Genomic DNA, 17,384 nt, shown 5'->3' with positions numbered 1-17,384 from the left:
CGGGAATTTCCTCAGAACTGCAGAAGAAGTAGCCGGTCTGGTCATCGGATCAAACAACGGGCAACCGGTTTACCTGAAGCAAGTAGCAAAAATTGAAGAAGGAGCCGAGAAACCATCGCAATACGTGTTTTACGGGGTGGGTCAGTATGATCAGGCGCAAGCCGGGAAATATAGATCCGAGTATCCGGCCGTTACGCTGTCTGTTTCCAAGAAGAAAGGTGCCGATGCTATGAAATTGTCCGAACGCATCATCACCAAGATAGACCATCTCAAAAAGGAATTGATCCCCGATGAGGTACAGGTGAGCGAAACCCGGAACTATGGGGAGACCGCGTCCGAAAAAGTGTCGGAGCTCTTGCTTCACCTTTTTATTGCCGTTATAGCCGTTACACTATTCGTCATGCTGGCCATGGGGTGGCGTGGTGGCTTGGTTGTATTTTTATCGGTACCGGTAACTTTTGCCTTGACGCTGTTCAGTTACTACCTCCTTGACTATACGCTCAACCGGATCACGCTCTTTGCGTTGGTGTTCATCACCGGCATTGTGGTCGATGATTCCATCATCATCGCTGAGAATATGCACCGCCATTTTAAAATGAAGCGGATGCCCTTCCTGCAGGCTGCCATTTTTGCGATCAACGAAGTGGGCAATCCAACGATTCTGGCGACGTTCACCGTGATTGCGGCCGTGCTGCCCATGGCTTTCGTTTCCGGAATGATGGGGCCGTACATGAGCCCTATGCCCATTGGCGCCTCCATTGCTATGATGCTTTCGCTGGTCGTAGCGCTCACACTCACGCCGTACCTGGGTTACCTGTTCCTTTGCGAAAAGGACGGGCACGATGAAACGCATCCTATGGCATTAGAGGAATCAAAAATCTATAGGTTGTACAAAAGCTTTATCAATCCCATGCTCGAAACACGTTGGAAACGTTGGGCATTTATCCTGGCCACGGTTGCGGTGCTGCTGATTTCGGTGTCATTTTTCTATACCAAATGGGTGGCCGTGAAGATGCTTCCCTTCGACAACAAGAACGAGTTTCAGGTCGTGATTGATATGCCGGAGGGAACGACGCTGGAGCGGACGGCTGCCGTTACGAAAGACATTGCACAATATATTTCCCGGCAACAATTGGTGAAAAACTACCAGGGCTATGTGGGAACAGCAAGCCCCATCAGCTTCAACGGCCTGGTTCGTCATTATGACTTGCGCCGCGGTGATAACGTGGCGGATATACAGGTGAATCTTTCCGACAAAAAGGATCGGAGTATTCAAAGCCATGAGATCGTAAAACAACTACGACCGGGTGTTCAGAAGATTGCCAGGAAATACAATGCCAACGCCAAGCTGGTGGAAGTTCCGCCAGGACCTCCCGTGTTGTCAACCATTGTTGCTGAGGTTTATGGACCAGATTACGATGAACAGATCCGTATTGCAGGCCAGGTGAAAAAGCTCATAGAAACTACACCAAGCGTGGTTGACACCGACTGGATGACGGAGGCAGACCAACCGGAGTATCGCTTTGAAGTAGACAAGGAAAAAGCCATGCGCTATGGTGTGGCACCTGCCCAGGTTGTCTCCATGCTGAGTGCAGCGCTATCGAATATGCCCGTGGGTTCTGTCCATAATCCGGTATCGTTCGATCCGGTGAACATTGTGCTTCAATTGAATGATGCCGAAAAGTCCGGTGTCGATGATCTCAGGAATCTGAAAATCATTAACCGGCAAGGACAGGCCATTCCCGTTGGCGACCTGGTAAACATCCGTAAAGAAGTGAAGGAGAAAAGCATCTACCGGAAAAATCAAAAACGCGTAGTCTACGTGCTGGCCGATATGGCGGGTGAACTGGAGAGTCCCTCGTATGCCATCTTTGACATCTCGGACAAGCTCAAAAGTATCAACATCAAAAAGGGATATACACTGGAAGAATCTTTTAATGAGCAACCGGAGTATGAAGACAACTTCACACTGAAGTGGGATGGTGAATGGCAGATCACCTATGAGGTATTCCGTGACCTGGGGATAGCGTTCGGAGTCGTCATCATCATGATTTACATGCTTATTGTGGGGTGGTTCCAGGACTTCAAGGTTCCCCTGGTGATGCTTGCCGCAATCCCCCTGTCATTGATCGGTATCGTCCTTGGTCATTGGATGCTGGGTGCTTACTTCACGGCTACGTCCATGATCGGATTCATAGCGCTCGCGGGTGTGATGGTTAGAAATTCAGTCTTGCTCATTGACTTTATCAACATCCGATTGGAAGACGGTATTCCGTTGAAACAGGCGATCATTGAAGCCGGAGCCGTTCGCACAACTCCGATCCTGTTAACGGCCGGTGCTGTGGTGTTGGGCGCCGTCATCATTCTGTTCGATCCGATCTTTCAGGGTCTGGCGATCTCCCTGATGGGCGGAACCATTACCTCAACGTTTCTCACCTTGCTGGTTGTGCCGCTGTTATACTTCAAAATGATGCGCAAGCAACCCGCCAAGCAACCACTATAACTTATTCCAATACAGATATGAAACTCCTAGTGATAACGAGCTTAAAGGAATATCAAAAGAAGGTGGCGCAAATCATGGACCTTTCGGGGATTAGCGTATTCAGTATAACAGAAACCATTGGATTCAAGGACCAGCATTCGCCTAACTTGCTGGACAATTGGTTCGGTAGCGGAAATGAAAATTTTGATTCCGTTTTTCTATTCAGTTTCACCGATGAAGAGAAAGCAGATAAGACGCTGCTGTTGGTAAAAAAGTTCAATGCCGAAGACGAAACAGGCTTCCCGATTCATGCCTTTATTCTGCCGGTCGATAAATCAACTTACGCCCTGGCATGAGAACGAACAGCAATCACCATGGCAGGGAGGACAAGGCGAGAGTGACTGCCATGGTTGCTCTGCCAAGGTGCAGAGAAATCTTATGCAGGTATGTAGAAAATTTACAGCCCTGCGAAGTGACTAAGGGCCAGAAGTACATGACATAACATTCACACTAAAAAATGCATTGATATGAGAGAACGAATTGTAAGAGCGGTGGCTGGAACTCTGATACTGATCAGCATCACCCTCGCTTATTTTGTAAGCATCTATTGGCTGGGGCTCACCGCATTTGTCGGGCTCAACCTCTTGCAGTCTTCCTTCACCCGATTTTGCCCGCTGGAGCTGATCCTGGATAAAGCCGGAGTTGAAAAGGGCGCGTGTTGATACTGACGAAACCTGGCCTGTCTGGAGCTATGAGAAAAATCAGTTTCAAACGTGAGGTATATCAGCACGAGGTTGTGGGTATATACATACTTTCCTGAAAGGAAGGCATGTGTGATTAAGTTGCCTTTAAATCTTACGGTTCAAACACAAAAAAAGTATATATGAAAAAGAATATGGGTTCCGCTGACCGTATAATCCGGGGGATTATCGCGGCAGCATTGATTACGCTTTATGTTACAGGTGTCCTGAAAGGAATTCCTGGCTTGGTCCTTATTGTGCTGTCCGTCATTTTTCTGTTCACCAGCCTGGTCAGCTTTTGTCCGCTGTATTTGCCTTTCGGCCTGAATACCCTGCGTAAGAAGCTTGGCGATAAAGCTTCAAAAACTCACGCAACATGATTGAGACGCTGAAGAAAATTTTTGGAAGAGCACCTAGGGAAAATTATGCACAATTGGTAAAAGAAGGAACTATCATTTTCGATGTACGCACCAAGGGCGAGTATGCCGGTGGTCATATCAAGGGTCGATTAATATTTCCGTGGACCAGTTGAGTGCTAATCTTCATCGAATTCCCAATAAGCAAGTACCCATTATTACGTGTTGTGCCTCAGGTATGAGAAGTGCGTCCGCAAAAGGCATTTTGAAAGCCAAGGGCTACAAACAAAGTGCATATCGGAGGAAGTTGGAATAGCCTTCAGCGTAAATTGTAAAATTGGAATATATCCTCTGTGAAAAATGCGGGAAGAAGAACCCGGGGCGTCCGGTTTTTTCTATCAAAGTACGACCACTAATATTAACTAATTGGGTTAGTTCATCAATACCCTGGTTTTATCATTGTGGAAATATAAACTTAAAAAATTCAAGATTCCCCGATGGTCGTATGGCCTGAAATGGATAGCAAACGCTCCGGCTTGCTTTAAATCGACCAGCCGGTCGGGAACAGGCTGGTTAGCATGAACGACCACCGGAATGTCTTTGAGGACGCTTATTTGTTTAATAAGCCTTAAAAATTCAATGGCGTTTAATCCCGGCATCATTAGGTCTACGAAAATGTAATCCGGGATAATGGTGTTATCGCGGATAATGGAGAGGGCGTCCAGCGCGTTGGGCGCCATGAAGCAGATCGTACCAGGTGCCGCGTGAGTGACGGCTCGCACAAAATTAGCCTGGTCCATGGGATCACTGTTTATAAAAAGACAAGATTTTATTGATTTCCGGCCCATAAATACTTTTTGGTAAGGTTGATGAATTCGGTCTGAATCTTTTATGAACATATTAATCCGTTAGCGTAAGAACGGGTTTAGAGCATTTGAGATCAGGAGTGCATTCATAAGTGGAGACATCAAGAAACGACTTACATGCAATAACTGGAACACCTTTTCATTAAATCGAAATTAAATCGGCATTAAGGGGTGTCGGTTTCTTGCGGGAACGGAGATTGAGAAAAGGGTTTGATGGCTGGTACAGACTCACAATGGGTGCCGGCCATGGTTGTTCCTCCAGTTCCATGCTTGATAGGAGATGACGCTTTGCTGGTCATCTTTGATTGCCAGGATTTTCATGTCCTACTTTAATCTGCTTTTAATGCCTTTTTAATGGACTTTATCGAACATCTGGGTTGTCAGGTGTTACTTTTGAATCACCTCAATAACCGGGATTGGTTATAAGGTTTTTGAAAACTCGCAAAAACCCATCGGCAGAAGGCCATGGGTTTTTGTCTTTCTTCTCCTTCACATATTCATCAGGTCCATCATCAGATTAAAGGCGTCCATGGATGATAGGCTATCCAGTTTTAGCGGTTTGGTAATGAAACCGGAAATTCCCAGTGTCTGCGCCAAAGTTTTGTCTTCCGACTGGTCTGATGTTGTCTGGATGAAGACTTTTATGTCTTTCCAATGATCGTTTTCCCGGATCAGGCTGAGTAGCTCAAAGCCATTCATTTTGGGCATGTTCAGATCGAGCAGAATAAGATCGGGCATTTTTGCTGCCGGCTCTTCCTGAAGCATGTACAGGGCATCCTCGCCGTTTTTGCGATTTGTAGCCGGTGCAGGATATTCCGTTTGTTGAGTGTCCTTGTAACTCAATCTGATCCAAAGTATCGTCTTCCACCAGCAGGATGTTGATGATCCGTTTCATAGTATTCATTTTGGCCAGGTAAATGAAAAAGTTGATCCCTTTCCGGGCTCAGAATACATATTCACTTCCAGTTTTCGGTCTTTCAGAATTTTTTTCACAATGGTCAGCCCGATCCCCGTGCTTTCAAAGACGTCTTTGTCTTTCAAGGTCTGGAACATTTCAAATATCTTTTCATGGTAGATCACTTCAATGCCCGGGCCATCATCCTCAACAAAAAACTCGTAAAATTCACCTTTGTTTTTGTGAAATACTTTCACCTCGCCCTTTTCTTTGTCGTGATGCTTGAAGGCGTTTCCGACCAGGTTGGTAAATATTTGCAACAAGGGCAACCGTTCAGTATACAACAAGGGAAGGTCGGAAGCCACGACTAGTGTTATTCCAACCCTGGGCTGTATATTATATTCCATCACCTCGTCCAGTAATTCACGAATATGAAGATGCTCCTTCACCGATTCTTCCTTGCCAACCCGAGCATAGGTCAGAATCTTATTAAATTCTCAGCCCGGTTAACGGCCCCTTGATGATGGTAAGGTATTCGATGACCTTAGGTGGCAAGCCAATACTGCGATCTTCCTCAATCCACGTCACTACGTTGTCAATGTCACGAAGGGGCTCCTCATGTCGTGATACAGTGTGAGCAAAGTGGTCAAGCTCGTCCTTTTGTTTTTTCAACTGCGAGATATTTTCATCCAGAACTTTTGCCATCTCATTCAAAGCCACTGCGAGCAGATTTAATTCACTGTTGCCGTTTTCATTGATATAAACGTGATAGTCTCCGCCTGCAGTGGCATTGGCCATTTTCACGATTCGTGAAGAAATATAATATGCGATGAAGAGTCCGGATGTGAGGGCTACATCCAGGAATTTCAAAAAGGGGTCTACATACTTGGAAAAAATTAGTTGCCGTCTTCCTTCAAAAATTCCTGGAAGATTTCCGCGACGATGGTTTGGAACAGGATTCTAGAAGGATACTCGCCCTTCAGGTATTGATCGGGTGTATCAATAATACTGGATTCCACCCGGTACACGAGCCGCATCCAATCGTCCTTGGGAAGCAATTCTTTCTTTGCTTCCAGCATTTCGATAAACGGAGATAATGCCACATTTAACCGCTTCCGGAAATCAGCTTCAATAGAGGTTGCCATTTGTCAAATTGAATTTGTAGGTATCCTTTTCATCCCAGCTTGTTTGAGAAATCAATAGTCTCAGGACCTCGTTTTAGAATAGCCAATATAAGACCGAGTAGAATAAAAGGTATACTCAGTAATTGGCCCATATTAAAAGTCAAATCACTTTCAAATGGAGATTGGTTTTCTTTTAGAAATTCCAAAAGGAACCGTGTCGCGAAAAGCAGGACCAAAAAAATGCCGAAGATAAATCCAGGACGCCTGTCCAAACCGCGATTAAGAAAATGCAAGGCAACGAAAATCAGCAGGTAGGATAACGCTTCGTAAAGTTGAGCCGGGTGTCGCGGTTTCAGGTCCTCCTGTTCAAAAATAAACGCCCAGGGAACCGTGGTGGGTTTGCCCAGAATTTCAGAGTTCATCAGGTTGCCCAGACGGATACAACATCCTGCCAGTGGAATAACCAAAGCCAGTTTGTCCAATACCCAAAAAAAGGAGATATTCCTCCGGATGCAGAAGATAGCAATAGCTATTAAAATCCCAAAAGCACCTCCGTGACTGGCCAGGCCTTGGAACCCTATAAATTCAAATTGAGGCTGAAACTTCACCGGCAGGAATATTTCCAGTATATGATCCGCATAGTAATCAAAATCATAAAACAGACAGTGGCCTAACCGTGCGCCAATCACGGCCGCCAGTACAACATAAATCGTCAAGCTATCAAGCAAGCTAGAAACGACTTTTTCTTTTATGAAGTAGTGTTGTAAAATCTGATAGCTCAACACCAAGCCTAACGCAAACAACATACCGTACCAGCGCACGGAGAAAATGCCAAAGTCAAAAAGGGTTGGGCTTGGGTTCCAATGAATGAATGCAGGTGTGACAAATGAGGCTGGCAGCATGTAAGTATCCGATTATTATGAGGTTGATTTCATGAACAGATACATAAAACCTAGTCTTTGAAAAAACTGCAAGTAGGTCCAAATCTGCCGGGCTTCCAAGTCCCGGGCGGGTGGATTGATGGATTTAATCTCGATTTAATCACTGAAATTCAGATGGTTAGGTTTTCTTGTCGATACTTGAGAAACTATACCTATCTTTTAAACGCCGAATTTGTTTGAATCACAATGGAAGAAAAGCAGCCCAGTCCCACCGACCATTTAGCCAATGAACGGACCTTCCTGGCTTGGATCAGAACCGGTATCGCCATAATGGCTTTTGGTTTTGTAGTGGTGAAGTTTGCTTTGTTTTTGAAGCAGGTCACACTCATTTTAGGAGATGGTAGCAAGGCTATTCCGCTTCCCAGTAAAGGTTATTCGGCCATCATTGGCATCGCCCTGGTCGGGCTTGGAACGATCATGACCTTGCTTGCTTTTTTCCGATATAAGAACATTGAGAGACAACTCCACGCGCATACATTCTTTCCTTCCTTGACTCTTTCCGTATTTTTGACTGTGGTCATGATCCTCACCGGAGTATTGCTGGTCATTTATCTGGTACCGAGTATTTGAGTTTCTGAAGGAAGTGCGTGCGCGAAATTTGAGCTAAGGCTCGCATGAGGCGGGTGTATTCAAATGGAAAATATAGTATATGCAGCTTATACTGGTAGAAGATGAAGAGAGTGTTTCCAGGTTTATAAAAAAAGGCTTTGTCAGCGAGGGATACCAGATTGACGTAGCCTTTGATGGCAGTATTGCAAAAAGTCTTTTCGAAAAGAAGCACTATGACCTGGCCATATTGGATGTTAACCTTCCTGGGTTAAACGGGTATCAGCTATGCCAGCATTTCAAAAAGATAAACCCATTCATTCCCGTCATTTTCTTAACAGCGCTCGATAGCATTGAAGACAAAGTCACAGGATTTGAATCCGGTGCCGATGATTATTTGGTTAAGCCCTTTGAGTTCAGGGAATTGCTGCTGCGGGCGAAAGCCCTTATTCGCAGAACCAGTCAGGCAGGCTACGGCGCGCAAAAGCTGGTGATTGCCGACCTGGAGATGGATACCTCCGGAAAGATTGTGAGCCGCGCCGGAAAGCGACTGGATCTTACCGCGCGTGAATATTCGCTCCTGGAATATTTGATGATTAACAAAGGCCGTGTGGTGAGCCGTGTAGACATTGCCGAGAAGGTGTGGGACCTGGACTTTGATACTTCCACCAATGTGATTGATGTATACATTAACTACCTGCGAAAAAAAATAGACAAAGATTATCCGCAAAAACTGCTACACACTGTCGTGGGTATGGGTTACATGCTTAGAGAAGATTAACCATGTTGATTCGCTATAAAATTATTATTTGGTTTAGCGGACTCACGGGGGTTTTGTTCTTTCTTTTCTCGCTATATATCTACGTTGCCTATACCAATTCCAGAGAAGAAGCCTTTAGGGAGCGTATCAGGAATAAGGCCCTGGCGACAAAAGAAATTTACGATCTTCACAACCAACTGGCGGAAAAAATTATCACCAGTATTCCCGAACAATCCGAATACGTTTTTGATGAACATCGTAATCTGGTCTTCGCCATTAACGACCTCAACGACTTTAAATTTGACCAGCACTTTCTTGATTCGGTAAAAAAAAATAAGGAGTTCTATTTTGAGTATTTAAGACCTAGAAGAAATGAGCAAAAAGACGGCTATGCCTTTTCATTTGGCCCATCCGATCAAACCAAAATAATTATCATCACCGCCTACGACAAGATCGGAAGAGAGCAGGCACGGAACCTGGCGTACATCCTTATTTTCGGAAACATCTTTTTCCTGATGCTCATCGGATTGTCGGGCTACCTCTTTGCCCGCAGTATTTTAAAGCCCATCGATGAACTGGTGACGCAGGCCGAAGCGGTGCGGTCCGATGATGTGCGCTTCCGGTTGCATTACCGAAACCCCCGAGACGAGATCGGGGTCGTAGCGGCTTCGTTTAATAAAGTGCTGGAACGGATTCAAGAGCTTGTAGAACTTCAGAAGTCCTTTATTGCCCATGCCTCGCACGAACTTCGAACACCCCTCACGGCCGTATCGGGGATCCTGGAGACTTCCGTAAATTACGATAACGATGTGCATACGGTAAAAAAAAGTATGAAGGCCGGTCATAAGGAACTTCAGAAAGCCATCGGCCTCATTAACGGGCTACTCCAATTGGCAAAAGTAGATGCTACCGAAGAGATCGAAATGCAACGGATCAACAGCCTGGATCTGCTCATCGACGTTATCAGTTTCTTTAAGCTGAAGAATCTGGAGCAGGAATTTTTGCTTCGTATTGACGAGTGCCTGCCGAAAGATGTTTCGATCGAATTAATGGGAAATATTCACCTGCTTCGAACGGCCCTATTGAACATCATCGACAATGCATCCAAATACTCGTCCGGTAAAAAGATTGAAATTTTTGTGAGAGCAATTTCAGAGTCATCTGTTTCTATAAGTTTTACCGACCAGGGTATCGGCATCCAGGACGAAGACATGAAAAACATTCTGGACCCTTTGTACCGTGGCAAGAATACCATGGGCATTGAAGGTTTCGGACTTGGGCTCCCCCTTACCAAGCGCATTGTTGCCCTTCACAAAGGCGAGATGATCGTTAAAAATAATACCCAGGGTGGGGTCACCGTCACGTTGTTGCTACCCGCTAATGTTATACAGGCGGTATAGCGTATTAACGCCTTCTAATACCGCTCTAATTTCGCTTTAATCTCGTCAGCGTTTCTTGTGATTGAATTTAACATTGATTCATGACAAGGAAACCAGCTAAAGCAATTCTTGTATTTACAATCAGTTGCGCGCACGTTTTAACGGCGGCCCTTTCAATCGCTCAGACAACCGCACCAACGTCTCCAACCCTTGATCTGAAATCAGCTTTGGACCTGGCGCGGCATAATTACCCTTCCATCAAGGCGAAGGATGCCGAGAAAGAATCGGCCGCGTACGAGCTCCGCCTTATGAAAAATAACTACTTGCCCAACTTCATCGTACAGGGACAAGTGATGGACGCCACCTCCAATCAGTTGCGCGGCACATTCTTTCCCAATGAAGGGACAGCCATTCCAGTATCGGGGGGTATTAAGGTTAATGGCTATACCAACGACGCTGTCTGGACGAGTTTTGCTACCGGACTGGTGAATTGGAAGTTTTTCAGTTTTGGTAAATACAAGGCCGCCGTAGAGGAAGCGAAAGCGGGGATGACGGTGGCCGAAGCCGAGTACCAGAATGAAATTTTCCAACACCAGATCCGTGTAAGCGACGCTTACCTGCTCACCCTTATGCTAGACGACATGGTGAAAAGTCAGCGCGCGAACCTGTCCAGGGTTAAGGCCCTTAAAGACGTCACTGTTGCCTATGCACTTTCCGGACTGCGGCCCGGCGTAGACAGTTCCCTGGTGAATGCAGAATATTCCAAGGCGACCTTGTTATTCCTGGAGGCACAGCGACTGGCCAATGAACAAAATGTATATCTGAAAGAATTACTGGGGCTGACCGGCGGCGGTAAATTAACGCTCGATACCACCGTGTTGCTCCAGCAGTTACCGCAGCAATTGCAAACCGAAAAAGGGTTTGATGGCAATCCCCGGCTGACGGTGTACCGGAATACCGTTGACTTTCAACAGACCCGAATCAAAGCAATCAAACGGCGAGAACTTCCCTCCGTGTCGTTTCTGGTTTCAGGCTGGGGGCGGGGCTCTGGTATTTCGGACAAGCTCACCGACAATGGTGACTTTGTCTACAAAACTTCCTTCAGCGCTGGCGTACCCTTCCGTGCCTATAACTACATGGTAGGGATCAGCACCATCTGGAACGTGACCACATTATTCAAAACCTCCAACGAAGCCCGGCAGCAACGCGCGATCGTGAAAATAGCAGAGGAAAGATACAACGAGGAAAGCCTGAAGATAGAGAGTGAGTGGGAGCGGGCCCGGCTTCGCTATCGCGCAGCGTTGGAGGTTGCCCGGCAGGCACCGGTGCAGTTAAAGGCGGCACAAGACGCCTACGCACAGGCCAAGGCACGCTACGACGCAGGCTTCAGTACAGTGCTGGAACTCACGCAGACTTTTTCGGTACTGAACCGCGCAGAAGTGGATTCCTCGGTCGCCACCGGCAATGTGTGGAGAGCCATCCTGCAATATGCCGCAGCCACCGGTGAGTTTGATGTTTTTATAAATAACCTGAACTAGAAAATGATTTCTTCAGCACTTCGCAACCCTATTACGATAATCGTCAGCATCGCAGGAATTATTCTCTTCTCTTTCCTTGCCCTGTTTTCTATACCCGTAGATATTTTCCCGCGGCTCAATTTACCTACCATCTATATCGCGCAGCCATATGGCGGTATGGACCCCCGGCAAATGGAAGGATTTATTGCCACGCGGTATCAGAACCAGTTGCTCTATGTGTCGGGTATAAAGGATATCGAAGTTAAAAACGTGCAAGGCTTGTGTCTGGTGAAATGCACATTTTACGAAGATGTGAATATGGCACAGGTTTCCGGCGAGGTGGCCAACCAGGTAAATCGCGTGATGAGCTATATGCCTCCCGGAACCGTGCCACCCACTGTTGTGCGCTTCGATGCTTCAAGCCTTCCTGTCGGACAGCTCGTGTTCAGTAGCAAAAAAGCAAGCTTGAATGAAATGCAAGATTTGGCATCCACTCGCATACGGCCGCTCTTTTCACAAATACCGGGAGCTTCCGCTCCGCCACCTTTCGGGGGTAATGAACGAACCATTGTGGTAAAGGTGAACCCGGAACTGATGACGGGCTATGAACTTACTCCTGACGATGTAGTGAAGGCGGTGGTGGAGAACAATCAGATATCTCCGGCAGGCAACGTGCGCATTGGCGACTACAACATCATCACGCCCAACAATACCGTTATTGATAATGTCGATGACTTTTTGAACATACCGCTGCGTCGGGGTGCGGGCCCCACTGTTTTCTTGCGAGACCTGGCCGCGGTGGAAGATGCTTCCGATGTTACAGTGGGCTACGCGCTGGTAAACGGCAAGCGGTCAGTATATATCCCTGTCACCAAGACGGCCGATGCTTCCACCATGAGTGTGGTGAACGCACTGAAAGCAAAAATTCCGGAGATGCAATCACTGCTGCCGGATTACATAAAGCTCACCTATGAATTTGATCAATCCGTATACGTGGTTAATTCGGTGGAGAGCCTGGCCACGGAAGGCGTGATCGGCGCGCTGCTGACGGGCCTGATGGTATTTATATTTCTGGGAGATCTGCGTAGCTCCCTGGTGGTGGTGTGCACCATACCCATCTCTATTCTGGCGGCAATCTTCCTGTTGAAGCTCTTTGGCCAGACGATCAACATCATGACCCTGTCTGGTCTGGCACTGGCAATCGGTATCCTGGTGGATCAGGCAACGGTAGCCATTGAGAACATTCATCAGCACCTGGAGATGGGCAAGACAAAGGCAAGGGCGATTTTGGATGCTTCGAAGGAAGTCTCTTTTCCTTTACTGCTCATAACATTTTGTATCCTGGCTGTATTTGCGCCAGCATTTTTAATGAGCGGTGTTCCCCGCGGAATGTTTGTGCCGCTGTCGCTTTCGGTAGGGTTTTCCATGATCGCCTCATATCTGTTATCGCAGACTTTTGTACCTATCGTTTCGAATTGGTGGATCAAAGGCCATGAACAAACCGAGCCGCATGAATTTAAGATTCTAAATGATCTGAGTACCCGTGATGAAGCCGTATTTGAGGACTTTGAAAGATCACATCAGAAAAAGATTTCAGGCTTTGAAAAATTCAAGCTTGGCTATCTGTCGCTGCTGGATAGATTATTATCCCTCCGGAGAGCGGTCGTAGCAGGATACCTTGTCGTTGCGTTTGGTGTCATCGTGTTTTGTTTTCTGACCATTGGCAAGGATATACTTCCAAAAATCAATCACGGAAAACAATTTCAAATGCGACTCATCGGCAAAGAAGGCCTGCGCATCGAGCGTACTGAAGATGCCGTATTGAAAACAATTAAGGTCATCAACGAAATTGTTGGCGAGGAGAATGTTGACATCACCTCCGCCTTTGTTGGCATGACGCCATCCAGCTACGGCACAAACGCTTTGTATATATTCAACAGCGGCCCGCAGGAAGCGATTCTCCAGGTAAACCTTGGAGAAGGTTACGAAGTTTCTTCCCTGGATGAATTGAAAGATCAGATCCGCAAAAAAGCCGCGGCTACTCTTCCCGGAGTTGCCCTCTCTTTCGAACCCATCGAGCTCACCGACAAAATCATGAGTCAAGGCGCAAACACGCCTATTGAGGTCATCGTAGCCAGCAAAGATATTGAAGAAGGAGCTGCGTATGCTTCGAAGGTAAAAGACGAACTCAAGAAGATTGATTTCCTAAGGGATGTAAGAGTAAATCAACCACTCAACTACCCGATGCTCAATATCTCTATAGATCGGGAGCGCGCGGCACAGTTTGGGATTTCGCCTAACGAAATTGCCAAGTCACTGGTGGCCGCGACCTCCTCCAGCCGCTTTACAGCCAAGAATCTCTGGCTGGATGCTAAGAAGGGATTTGCCTACCAGGTGCAGATTCAGGAACCTGAATACCAGATGAACTCCGTGAAGGACATCGAAAACATACCCATGGTAAAAGGGCAGTTGCGACCCACGTTGGGCGACATGGCCACCATCAAATCCTCGAATGCCCCTGCGGAGTACGATCGCATCGGTCCGCGCAGAATTGTTACCGTTTCAGCAAACATCCACAAGAAGGACTTAGGGAGCGCGACAGCCATCGTGCGGGCCGCCATTCAAAAGGCAGGAACCCCGCCAGCCGGCATGGTCATTGAAGTCCGGGGTCTGGTGAAGTTGCTGGAAGAGACCTTAAACAGTCTTCAGACCGGGTTGCTATTGGCTATTGTGGTTATCTTCTTGCTGCTGGCGGCAAACTACCAGTCCTTTAAAGTAGCCTTTGTGGTGCTGGTCACTATTCCGGCTGTGCTGGCAGGGTCCATGTTGCTCTTGCTCGTCACCGGCGGTACCCTCAATCTTCAGTCTTATATGGGCATCATTATGTCCGTGGGGGTTTCGGTAGCCAATGCGGTTTTGCTGGTGACCAACGCAGAGACGCTGCGCCTCGAGTATAACGATGCCGGAAAGGCCGCCCGCGTGGCGGGTTCCGTGCGTCTGCGCCCAATCCTGATGACTTCCATTGCCATGGTGGTGGGCATGCTGCCCATGGCCAGCGGGCTGAGCGAAAGCGGTGAACAGACTGCCCCCTTAGGACGGGCGGTGATTGGTGGATTGATTGCGTCCACCGCTGCGGCCCTGCTCATACTGCCTGTCGTATTCAGTGCTGTGCAGGCCAAAGCTTCCGTGAAGTCGGTTTCGCTCGACCCCGATGACACCCTGAGTGAGCACTTTGATAACGCTATCGTCCCACGCAATGCATAAGAAATATCCCGGTCCTTTAAACATGAATTGTAAAAAAATGAAATATGAAAATGCGTAAATCAACGATGCTGGTCTTTTCCTCCCTGGCAGCCATCACAATCATGAATTCCTCCTGCAGTCATTCCAGGGGAGAGAGTGTAGACAGCGAATCTGCAGAAGTGGTCTATCAGGCTTCTCATGTAAAAAAAGAACAGGTGGCCTCCCAACTGGTCTTGCCCGGGGAACTGGAGGGGTTCTATGAAACCAGCATCATGGCCAAAGTGAATGGATACGTGAAGCAGATAAAAGCAGATATCGGTGATCGGGTGCAGCACGGCCAGGTATTGGCAGAACTGGAAGCTCCTGAGTTGATGAGCCAGCTCGATGGCGCCTATTCGGAGATGCAGGTAAAAGAAGCAACCTACCTCAACACGAAAGGGAAATATACCCGGCTGCAAAAAACAAACAAGACACCCGGTGCCGTGTCCGCCTACGACATGGACCTGGCCATTACGACTGTGAAAGCCGATAGCCTTTCCTTCGTGGCTGCCATCTCTGCCTTCCAATCGATCAAGAACTTGTCCGACTATCTAACCATCAGGGCGCCTTTCGATGGCATCATCACCGAACGGGCCGTGGCTCCGGGCTCCTTTGTCGGGCCTAACGACAAAAACCTGATGCCAATTCTGAAGCTGAAGAGTGAATCCCGGTTGCGACTGCACGTGGCTGTACCGGAAAAGAATATTGCCGAAGTCAATGTGGGGGATAAAGTTCAGTTCACCGTAAAGAGCTTCCCTGATAACGCCTTTGAAGGAAAGATCACACGACTGGCTAAAAATCTCAATACACAGACGCGCTCTGAAATAGTGGAGATTGAAATTGACAACCGCGGCGGCCAGCTTTTACCTGGAATGTATGCCAATGTGAACATTCCGCTGAAACGTCAGAAACTCACCATGGTGGTTCCGCAATCAGCCGTGATGATCAATATGGAGCGAAGCTTTGTCATTAAGGTATTTCATGGGAGCAAGCCGGTTTGGGTAGATGTGCAGAAAGGTGAGCAGCAAGGCGACAGGGTGGAGGTATTCGGAAACCTGGTGCAGGGAGATACGATACTTACCACCGCCTCTGACGAAATTAAGGAAACCGCAGCCATCAAGATCGTCATGGAAAATTGAAGAAATCCCTTTTTATGGAAGGCTCTAAAGAATTGACCTGCAAATATAGGGGCGAACTCAGGCCTTATTTGGAAATGCTAATGCATCATAAGGACAGCTTGCCGGAGCTGGAATGGAAAGCTTTTGTTGGCAAGACTGAGCAAAGCATTATGGCTAGCCCAGACCAATATTTGGTGGGGATTTCAAAGGAGGATGTTGATGAAAAAATTGTTCATGCACTATTTCTTGAATTCATCGCCAACATGGGCCAGCACTAGATTCGAAAAGGGCGAACCATAAAGTAAGGTCAACATGATTTTGTTTGTTACTTTTTTAATTGCCTCCCTGGGTGCCACGGCCCCCACAGATAGTTCGGGCGTGTACATGTGTGCTTCCGATTTTCAGGCGCATAAACTGGCATTAGCATCCGCGTGCCTTCACAAGAGAAATTGCGTTAGATTTCGCGAAAGGCCATTCGTCACAGTGCACTATAAGGGTCAGAAGTATAGATACAAAAAGCAGGATGTGTTTGGCTTCAAGGACTGTTCGGGAAACGACTATCGAATCTATCTGAACGAGAAGTACCATGTGCTCAGTCGTGAGAATATTTTTCTCTACGAAGTAACCGAGGATGTGGGATTTAGCGAAATGGTTGTATACGAGACCTCCTACTTTTTTAGCGAAAAGTTGGATTCACGCATCTATCCACTTACAAAACGTTATCTGGACTGGGTATATAGAAAGAACTTTGAATTTGTGAGACGGATGCACGTATCCTTTGGAAAAGATGAAGATCTGGCCAACTACGAGGAGAAAACAAAGCAGTATAAATTGATTTCACTTTACCGGCAGTCCATCGGATGGGAGAAGTTATAATTTGAGGTTTTTCCGTTGGGCCGAGAAGCCATGAGCCTAGTATGATTCTTGGAGTGTGACCTATAATGCATTCGCCCATGACGCACGTACCGAACTTCAGTTCCCCATTTTCAGGACCCCTATAAAATTGAGAATCCGAAGTGGCTGATCATCTTTTCCGTTTTTCCCTGAGCATCAATTTTCAAATTACGAAACGGATGGTCTTCAACCATCATGGCAAGCCGTTTCACTTTTGGATCCATGGAAGGCCCTTTGGGCATCGCCCAACGTTTTAAAACGCCCTCTATTTCCAGCCGAAAGTCGTAATGCAGGTGTGAAGCATCGTGTTTTTGAATGACAAAGGTTAACGACTTTGACGAGCCTTTACCACCGGTCGGTTCCGGCGTATCAAGAAAGCTTCTTTCATCTTTATATTGTTCAAGTCCCATGCACTATTGCCTATAAAAGTATGCCGCGACTACAAAGCAATCAAACGTTGTTAGAAAACCTGGAATCATTGCTC

Annotated in this window: 21 protein-coding genes; 14 read left to right on the top strand and 7 right to left on the bottom strand. The window is 47.0% G+C overall.

Features of this window, described 5'->3' with window-relative positions; genetic code table 11:
- From JI741_RS23375 to JI741_RS33110, 6 genes are all read left to right on the top strand, one after another.
- Nucleotides 1–2,503 (top strand): efflux RND transporter permease subunit (locus tag JI741_RS23375; protein WP_202013837.1); only part of this gene is annotated, 2,503 nt, incomplete at its 5' end.
- 17 nt (nucleotides 2,504–2,520) lie between these two features.
- Complete coding sequence (locus JI741_RS23370; RefSeq protein WP_202013836.1) at nucleotides 2,521–2,838, top strand: hypothetical protein; 318 nt, start codon at nucleotides 2,521–2,523, stop codon at nucleotides 2,836–2,838.
- A 171-nt stretch (nucleotides 2,839–3,009) separates the two neighbouring features.
- Nucleotides 3,010–3,204: a YgaP family membrane protein gene (locus JI741_RS23365; protein WP_202013835.1), complete on the top strand. Its 195-nt coding sequence runs from the start codon at nucleotides 3,010–3,012 to the stop codon at nucleotides 3,202–3,204.
- A gap of 161 nt (nucleotides 3,205–3,365) precedes the next feature.
- Nucleotides 3,366–3,602 (top strand): YgaP family membrane protein, encoded by a 237-nt coding sequence (locus JI741_RS23360; protein WP_202013834.1) that lies wholly within the window; start codon nucleotides 3,366–3,368, stop codon nucleotides 3,600–3,602.
- On the top strand, nucleotides 3,599–3,754 hold the full coding sequence (locus JI741_RS32630; protein ID WP_236676241.1) for a rhodanese-like domain-containing protein: 156 nt from the start codon (nucleotides 3,599–3,601) through the stop codon (nucleotides 3,752–3,754). Before JI741_RS23360 ends, JI741_RS32630 begins: the two co-directional genes overlap by 4 nt.
- The gene (locus JI741_RS33110) at nucleotides 3,742–3,894 is read left to right on the top strand and encodes a rhodanese-like domain-containing protein (RefSeq protein ID WP_369411845.1); all 153 of its coding nucleotides are present in this window, start codon (nucleotides 3,742–3,744) and stop codon (nucleotides 3,892–3,894) included. Before JI741_RS32630 ends, JI741_RS33110 begins: the two co-directional genes overlap by 13 nt.
- Nucleotides 3,895–4,009: 115 nt before the next feature.
- Here the strand turns inward: JI741_RS33110 and JI741_RS23350 are convergent, their stop codons facing one another.
- The 6 genes from JI741_RS23350 to lgt form a co-directional block, all read right to left on the bottom strand.
- Entirely contained in the window at nucleotides 4,010–4,378 is a 369-nt protein-coding gene (locus JI741_RS23350; RefSeq protein WP_202013833.1) for a response regulator, read from the bottom strand.
- Nucleotides 4,379–4,933: 555 nt separating this feature from the next.
- Entirely contained in the window at nucleotides 4,934–5,287 is a 354-nt protein-coding gene (locus JI741_RS23345; protein ID WP_202013832.1) for a response regulator, read from the bottom strand.
- A 57-nt stretch (nucleotides 5,288–5,344) separates the two neighbouring features.
- A complete protein-coding gene (locus JI741_RS23340) occupies nucleotides 5,345–5,746 on the bottom strand; it encodes a sensor histidine kinase (RefSeq protein WP_202013831.1) in 402 nt (133 codons plus the stop codon).
- A gap of 82 nt (nucleotides 5,747–5,828) precedes the next feature.
- Complete coding sequence (locus JI741_RS23335; protein ID WP_202013830.1) at nucleotides 5,829–6,209, bottom strand: HAMP domain-containing protein; 381 nt, start codon at nucleotides 6,207–6,209, stop codon at nucleotides 5,829–5,831.
- A 26-nt stretch (nucleotides 6,210–6,235) separates the two neighbouring features.
- Nucleotides 6,236–6,484 (bottom strand): hypothetical protein, encoded by a 249-nt coding sequence (locus JI741_RS23330; RefSeq protein WP_202013829.1) that lies wholly within the window; start codon nucleotides 6,482–6,484, stop codon nucleotides 6,236–6,238.
- Between the two features lie 29 nt (nucleotides 6,485–6,513).
- Nucleotides 6,514–7,365, bottom strand: a complete 852-nt coding sequence (gene lgt, locus JI741_RS23325; RefSeq protein ID WP_202013828.1) for a prolipoprotein diacylglyceryl transferase — start codon at nucleotides 7,363–7,365, stop codon at nucleotides 6,514–6,516.
- Between the two features lie 225 nt (nucleotides 7,366–7,590).
- Between lgt and JI741_RS23320 the strand changes: the two genes are divergently transcribed.
- The 8 genes from JI741_RS23320 to JI741_RS23285 all read left to right on the top strand — a co-directional run bounded on the left by JI741_RS23320 (nucleotide 7,591) and on the right by JI741_RS23285 (nucleotide 16,882).
- Nucleotides 7,591–7,974 carry a YidH family protein gene (locus JI741_RS23320; RefSeq protein ID WP_202013827.1) on the top strand — a complete coding sequence of 128 codons (384 nt, stop codon included), beginning with the start codon at nucleotides 7,591–7,593 and terminating at the stop codon, nucleotides 7,972–7,974.
- A gap of 79 nt (nucleotides 7,975–8,053) precedes the next feature.
- Entirely contained in the window at nucleotides 8,054–8,731 is a 678-nt protein-coding gene (locus JI741_RS23315) for a response regulator transcription factor (protein ID WP_202013826.1), read from the top strand.
- A 2-nt stretch (nucleotides 8,732–8,733) separates the two neighbouring features.
- Nucleotides 8,734–10,110 carry a sensor histidine kinase gene (locus JI741_RS23310; protein ID WP_202013825.1) on the top strand — a complete coding sequence of 459 codons (1,377 nt, stop codon included), beginning with the start codon at nucleotides 8,734–8,736 and terminating at the stop codon, nucleotides 10,108–10,110.
- A gap of 80 nt (nucleotides 10,111–10,190) precedes the next feature.
- A complete protein-coding gene (locus JI741_RS23305; protein ID WP_202013824.1) occupies nucleotides 10,191–11,627 on the top strand; it encodes a TolC family protein in 1,437 nt (478 codons plus the stop codon).
- A 3-nt stretch (nucleotides 11,628–11,630) separates the two neighbouring features.
- Entirely contained in the window at nucleotides 11,631–14,870 is a 3,240-nt protein-coding gene (locus JI741_RS23300; RefSeq protein ID WP_202013823.1) for an efflux RND transporter permease subunit, read from the top strand.
- A 44-nt stretch (nucleotides 14,871–14,914) separates the two neighbouring features.
- Nucleotides 14,915–16,027, top strand: a complete 1,113-nt coding sequence (locus JI741_RS23295) for an efflux RND transporter periplasmic adaptor subunit (protein WP_202013822.1) — start codon at nucleotides 14,915–14,917, stop codon at nucleotides 16,025–16,027.
- A 14-nt stretch (nucleotides 16,028–16,041) separates the two neighbouring features.
- A complete protein-coding gene (locus JI741_RS23290; protein WP_202013821.1) occupies nucleotides 16,042–16,284 on the top strand; it encodes a hypothetical protein in 243 nt (80 codons plus the stop codon).
- A 205-nt stretch (nucleotides 16,285–16,489) separates the two neighbouring features.
- Entirely contained in the window at nucleotides 16,490–16,882 is a 393-nt protein-coding gene (locus JI741_RS23285) for a hypothetical protein (RefSeq protein ID WP_202013820.1), read from the top strand.
- Nucleotides 16,883–17,001: 119 nt separating this feature from the next.
- Here the strand turns inward: JI741_RS23285 and JI741_RS23280 are convergent, their stop codons facing one another.
- The gene (locus JI741_RS23280) at nucleotides 17,002–17,310 is read right to left on the bottom strand and encodes a DNA polymerase ligase N-terminal domain-containing protein (RefSeq protein WP_202013819.1); all 309 of its coding nucleotides are present in this window, start codon (nucleotides 17,308–17,310) and stop codon (nucleotides 17,002–17,004) included.
- Nucleotides 17,311–17,384 lie beyond the last annotated feature (74 nt).

Origin of the sequence: Chryseolinea lacunae (assembly GCF_016735595.1) — a bacterium.
GTDB lineage: Bacteria > Bacteroidota > Bacteroidia > Cytophagales > Cyclobacteriaceae > Chryseolinea > Chryseolinea lacunae.
The sequence above is the reverse complement of the archived record's forward strand: the minus strand, read 5'-3'. Positions and strand labels throughout refer to the sequence as shown.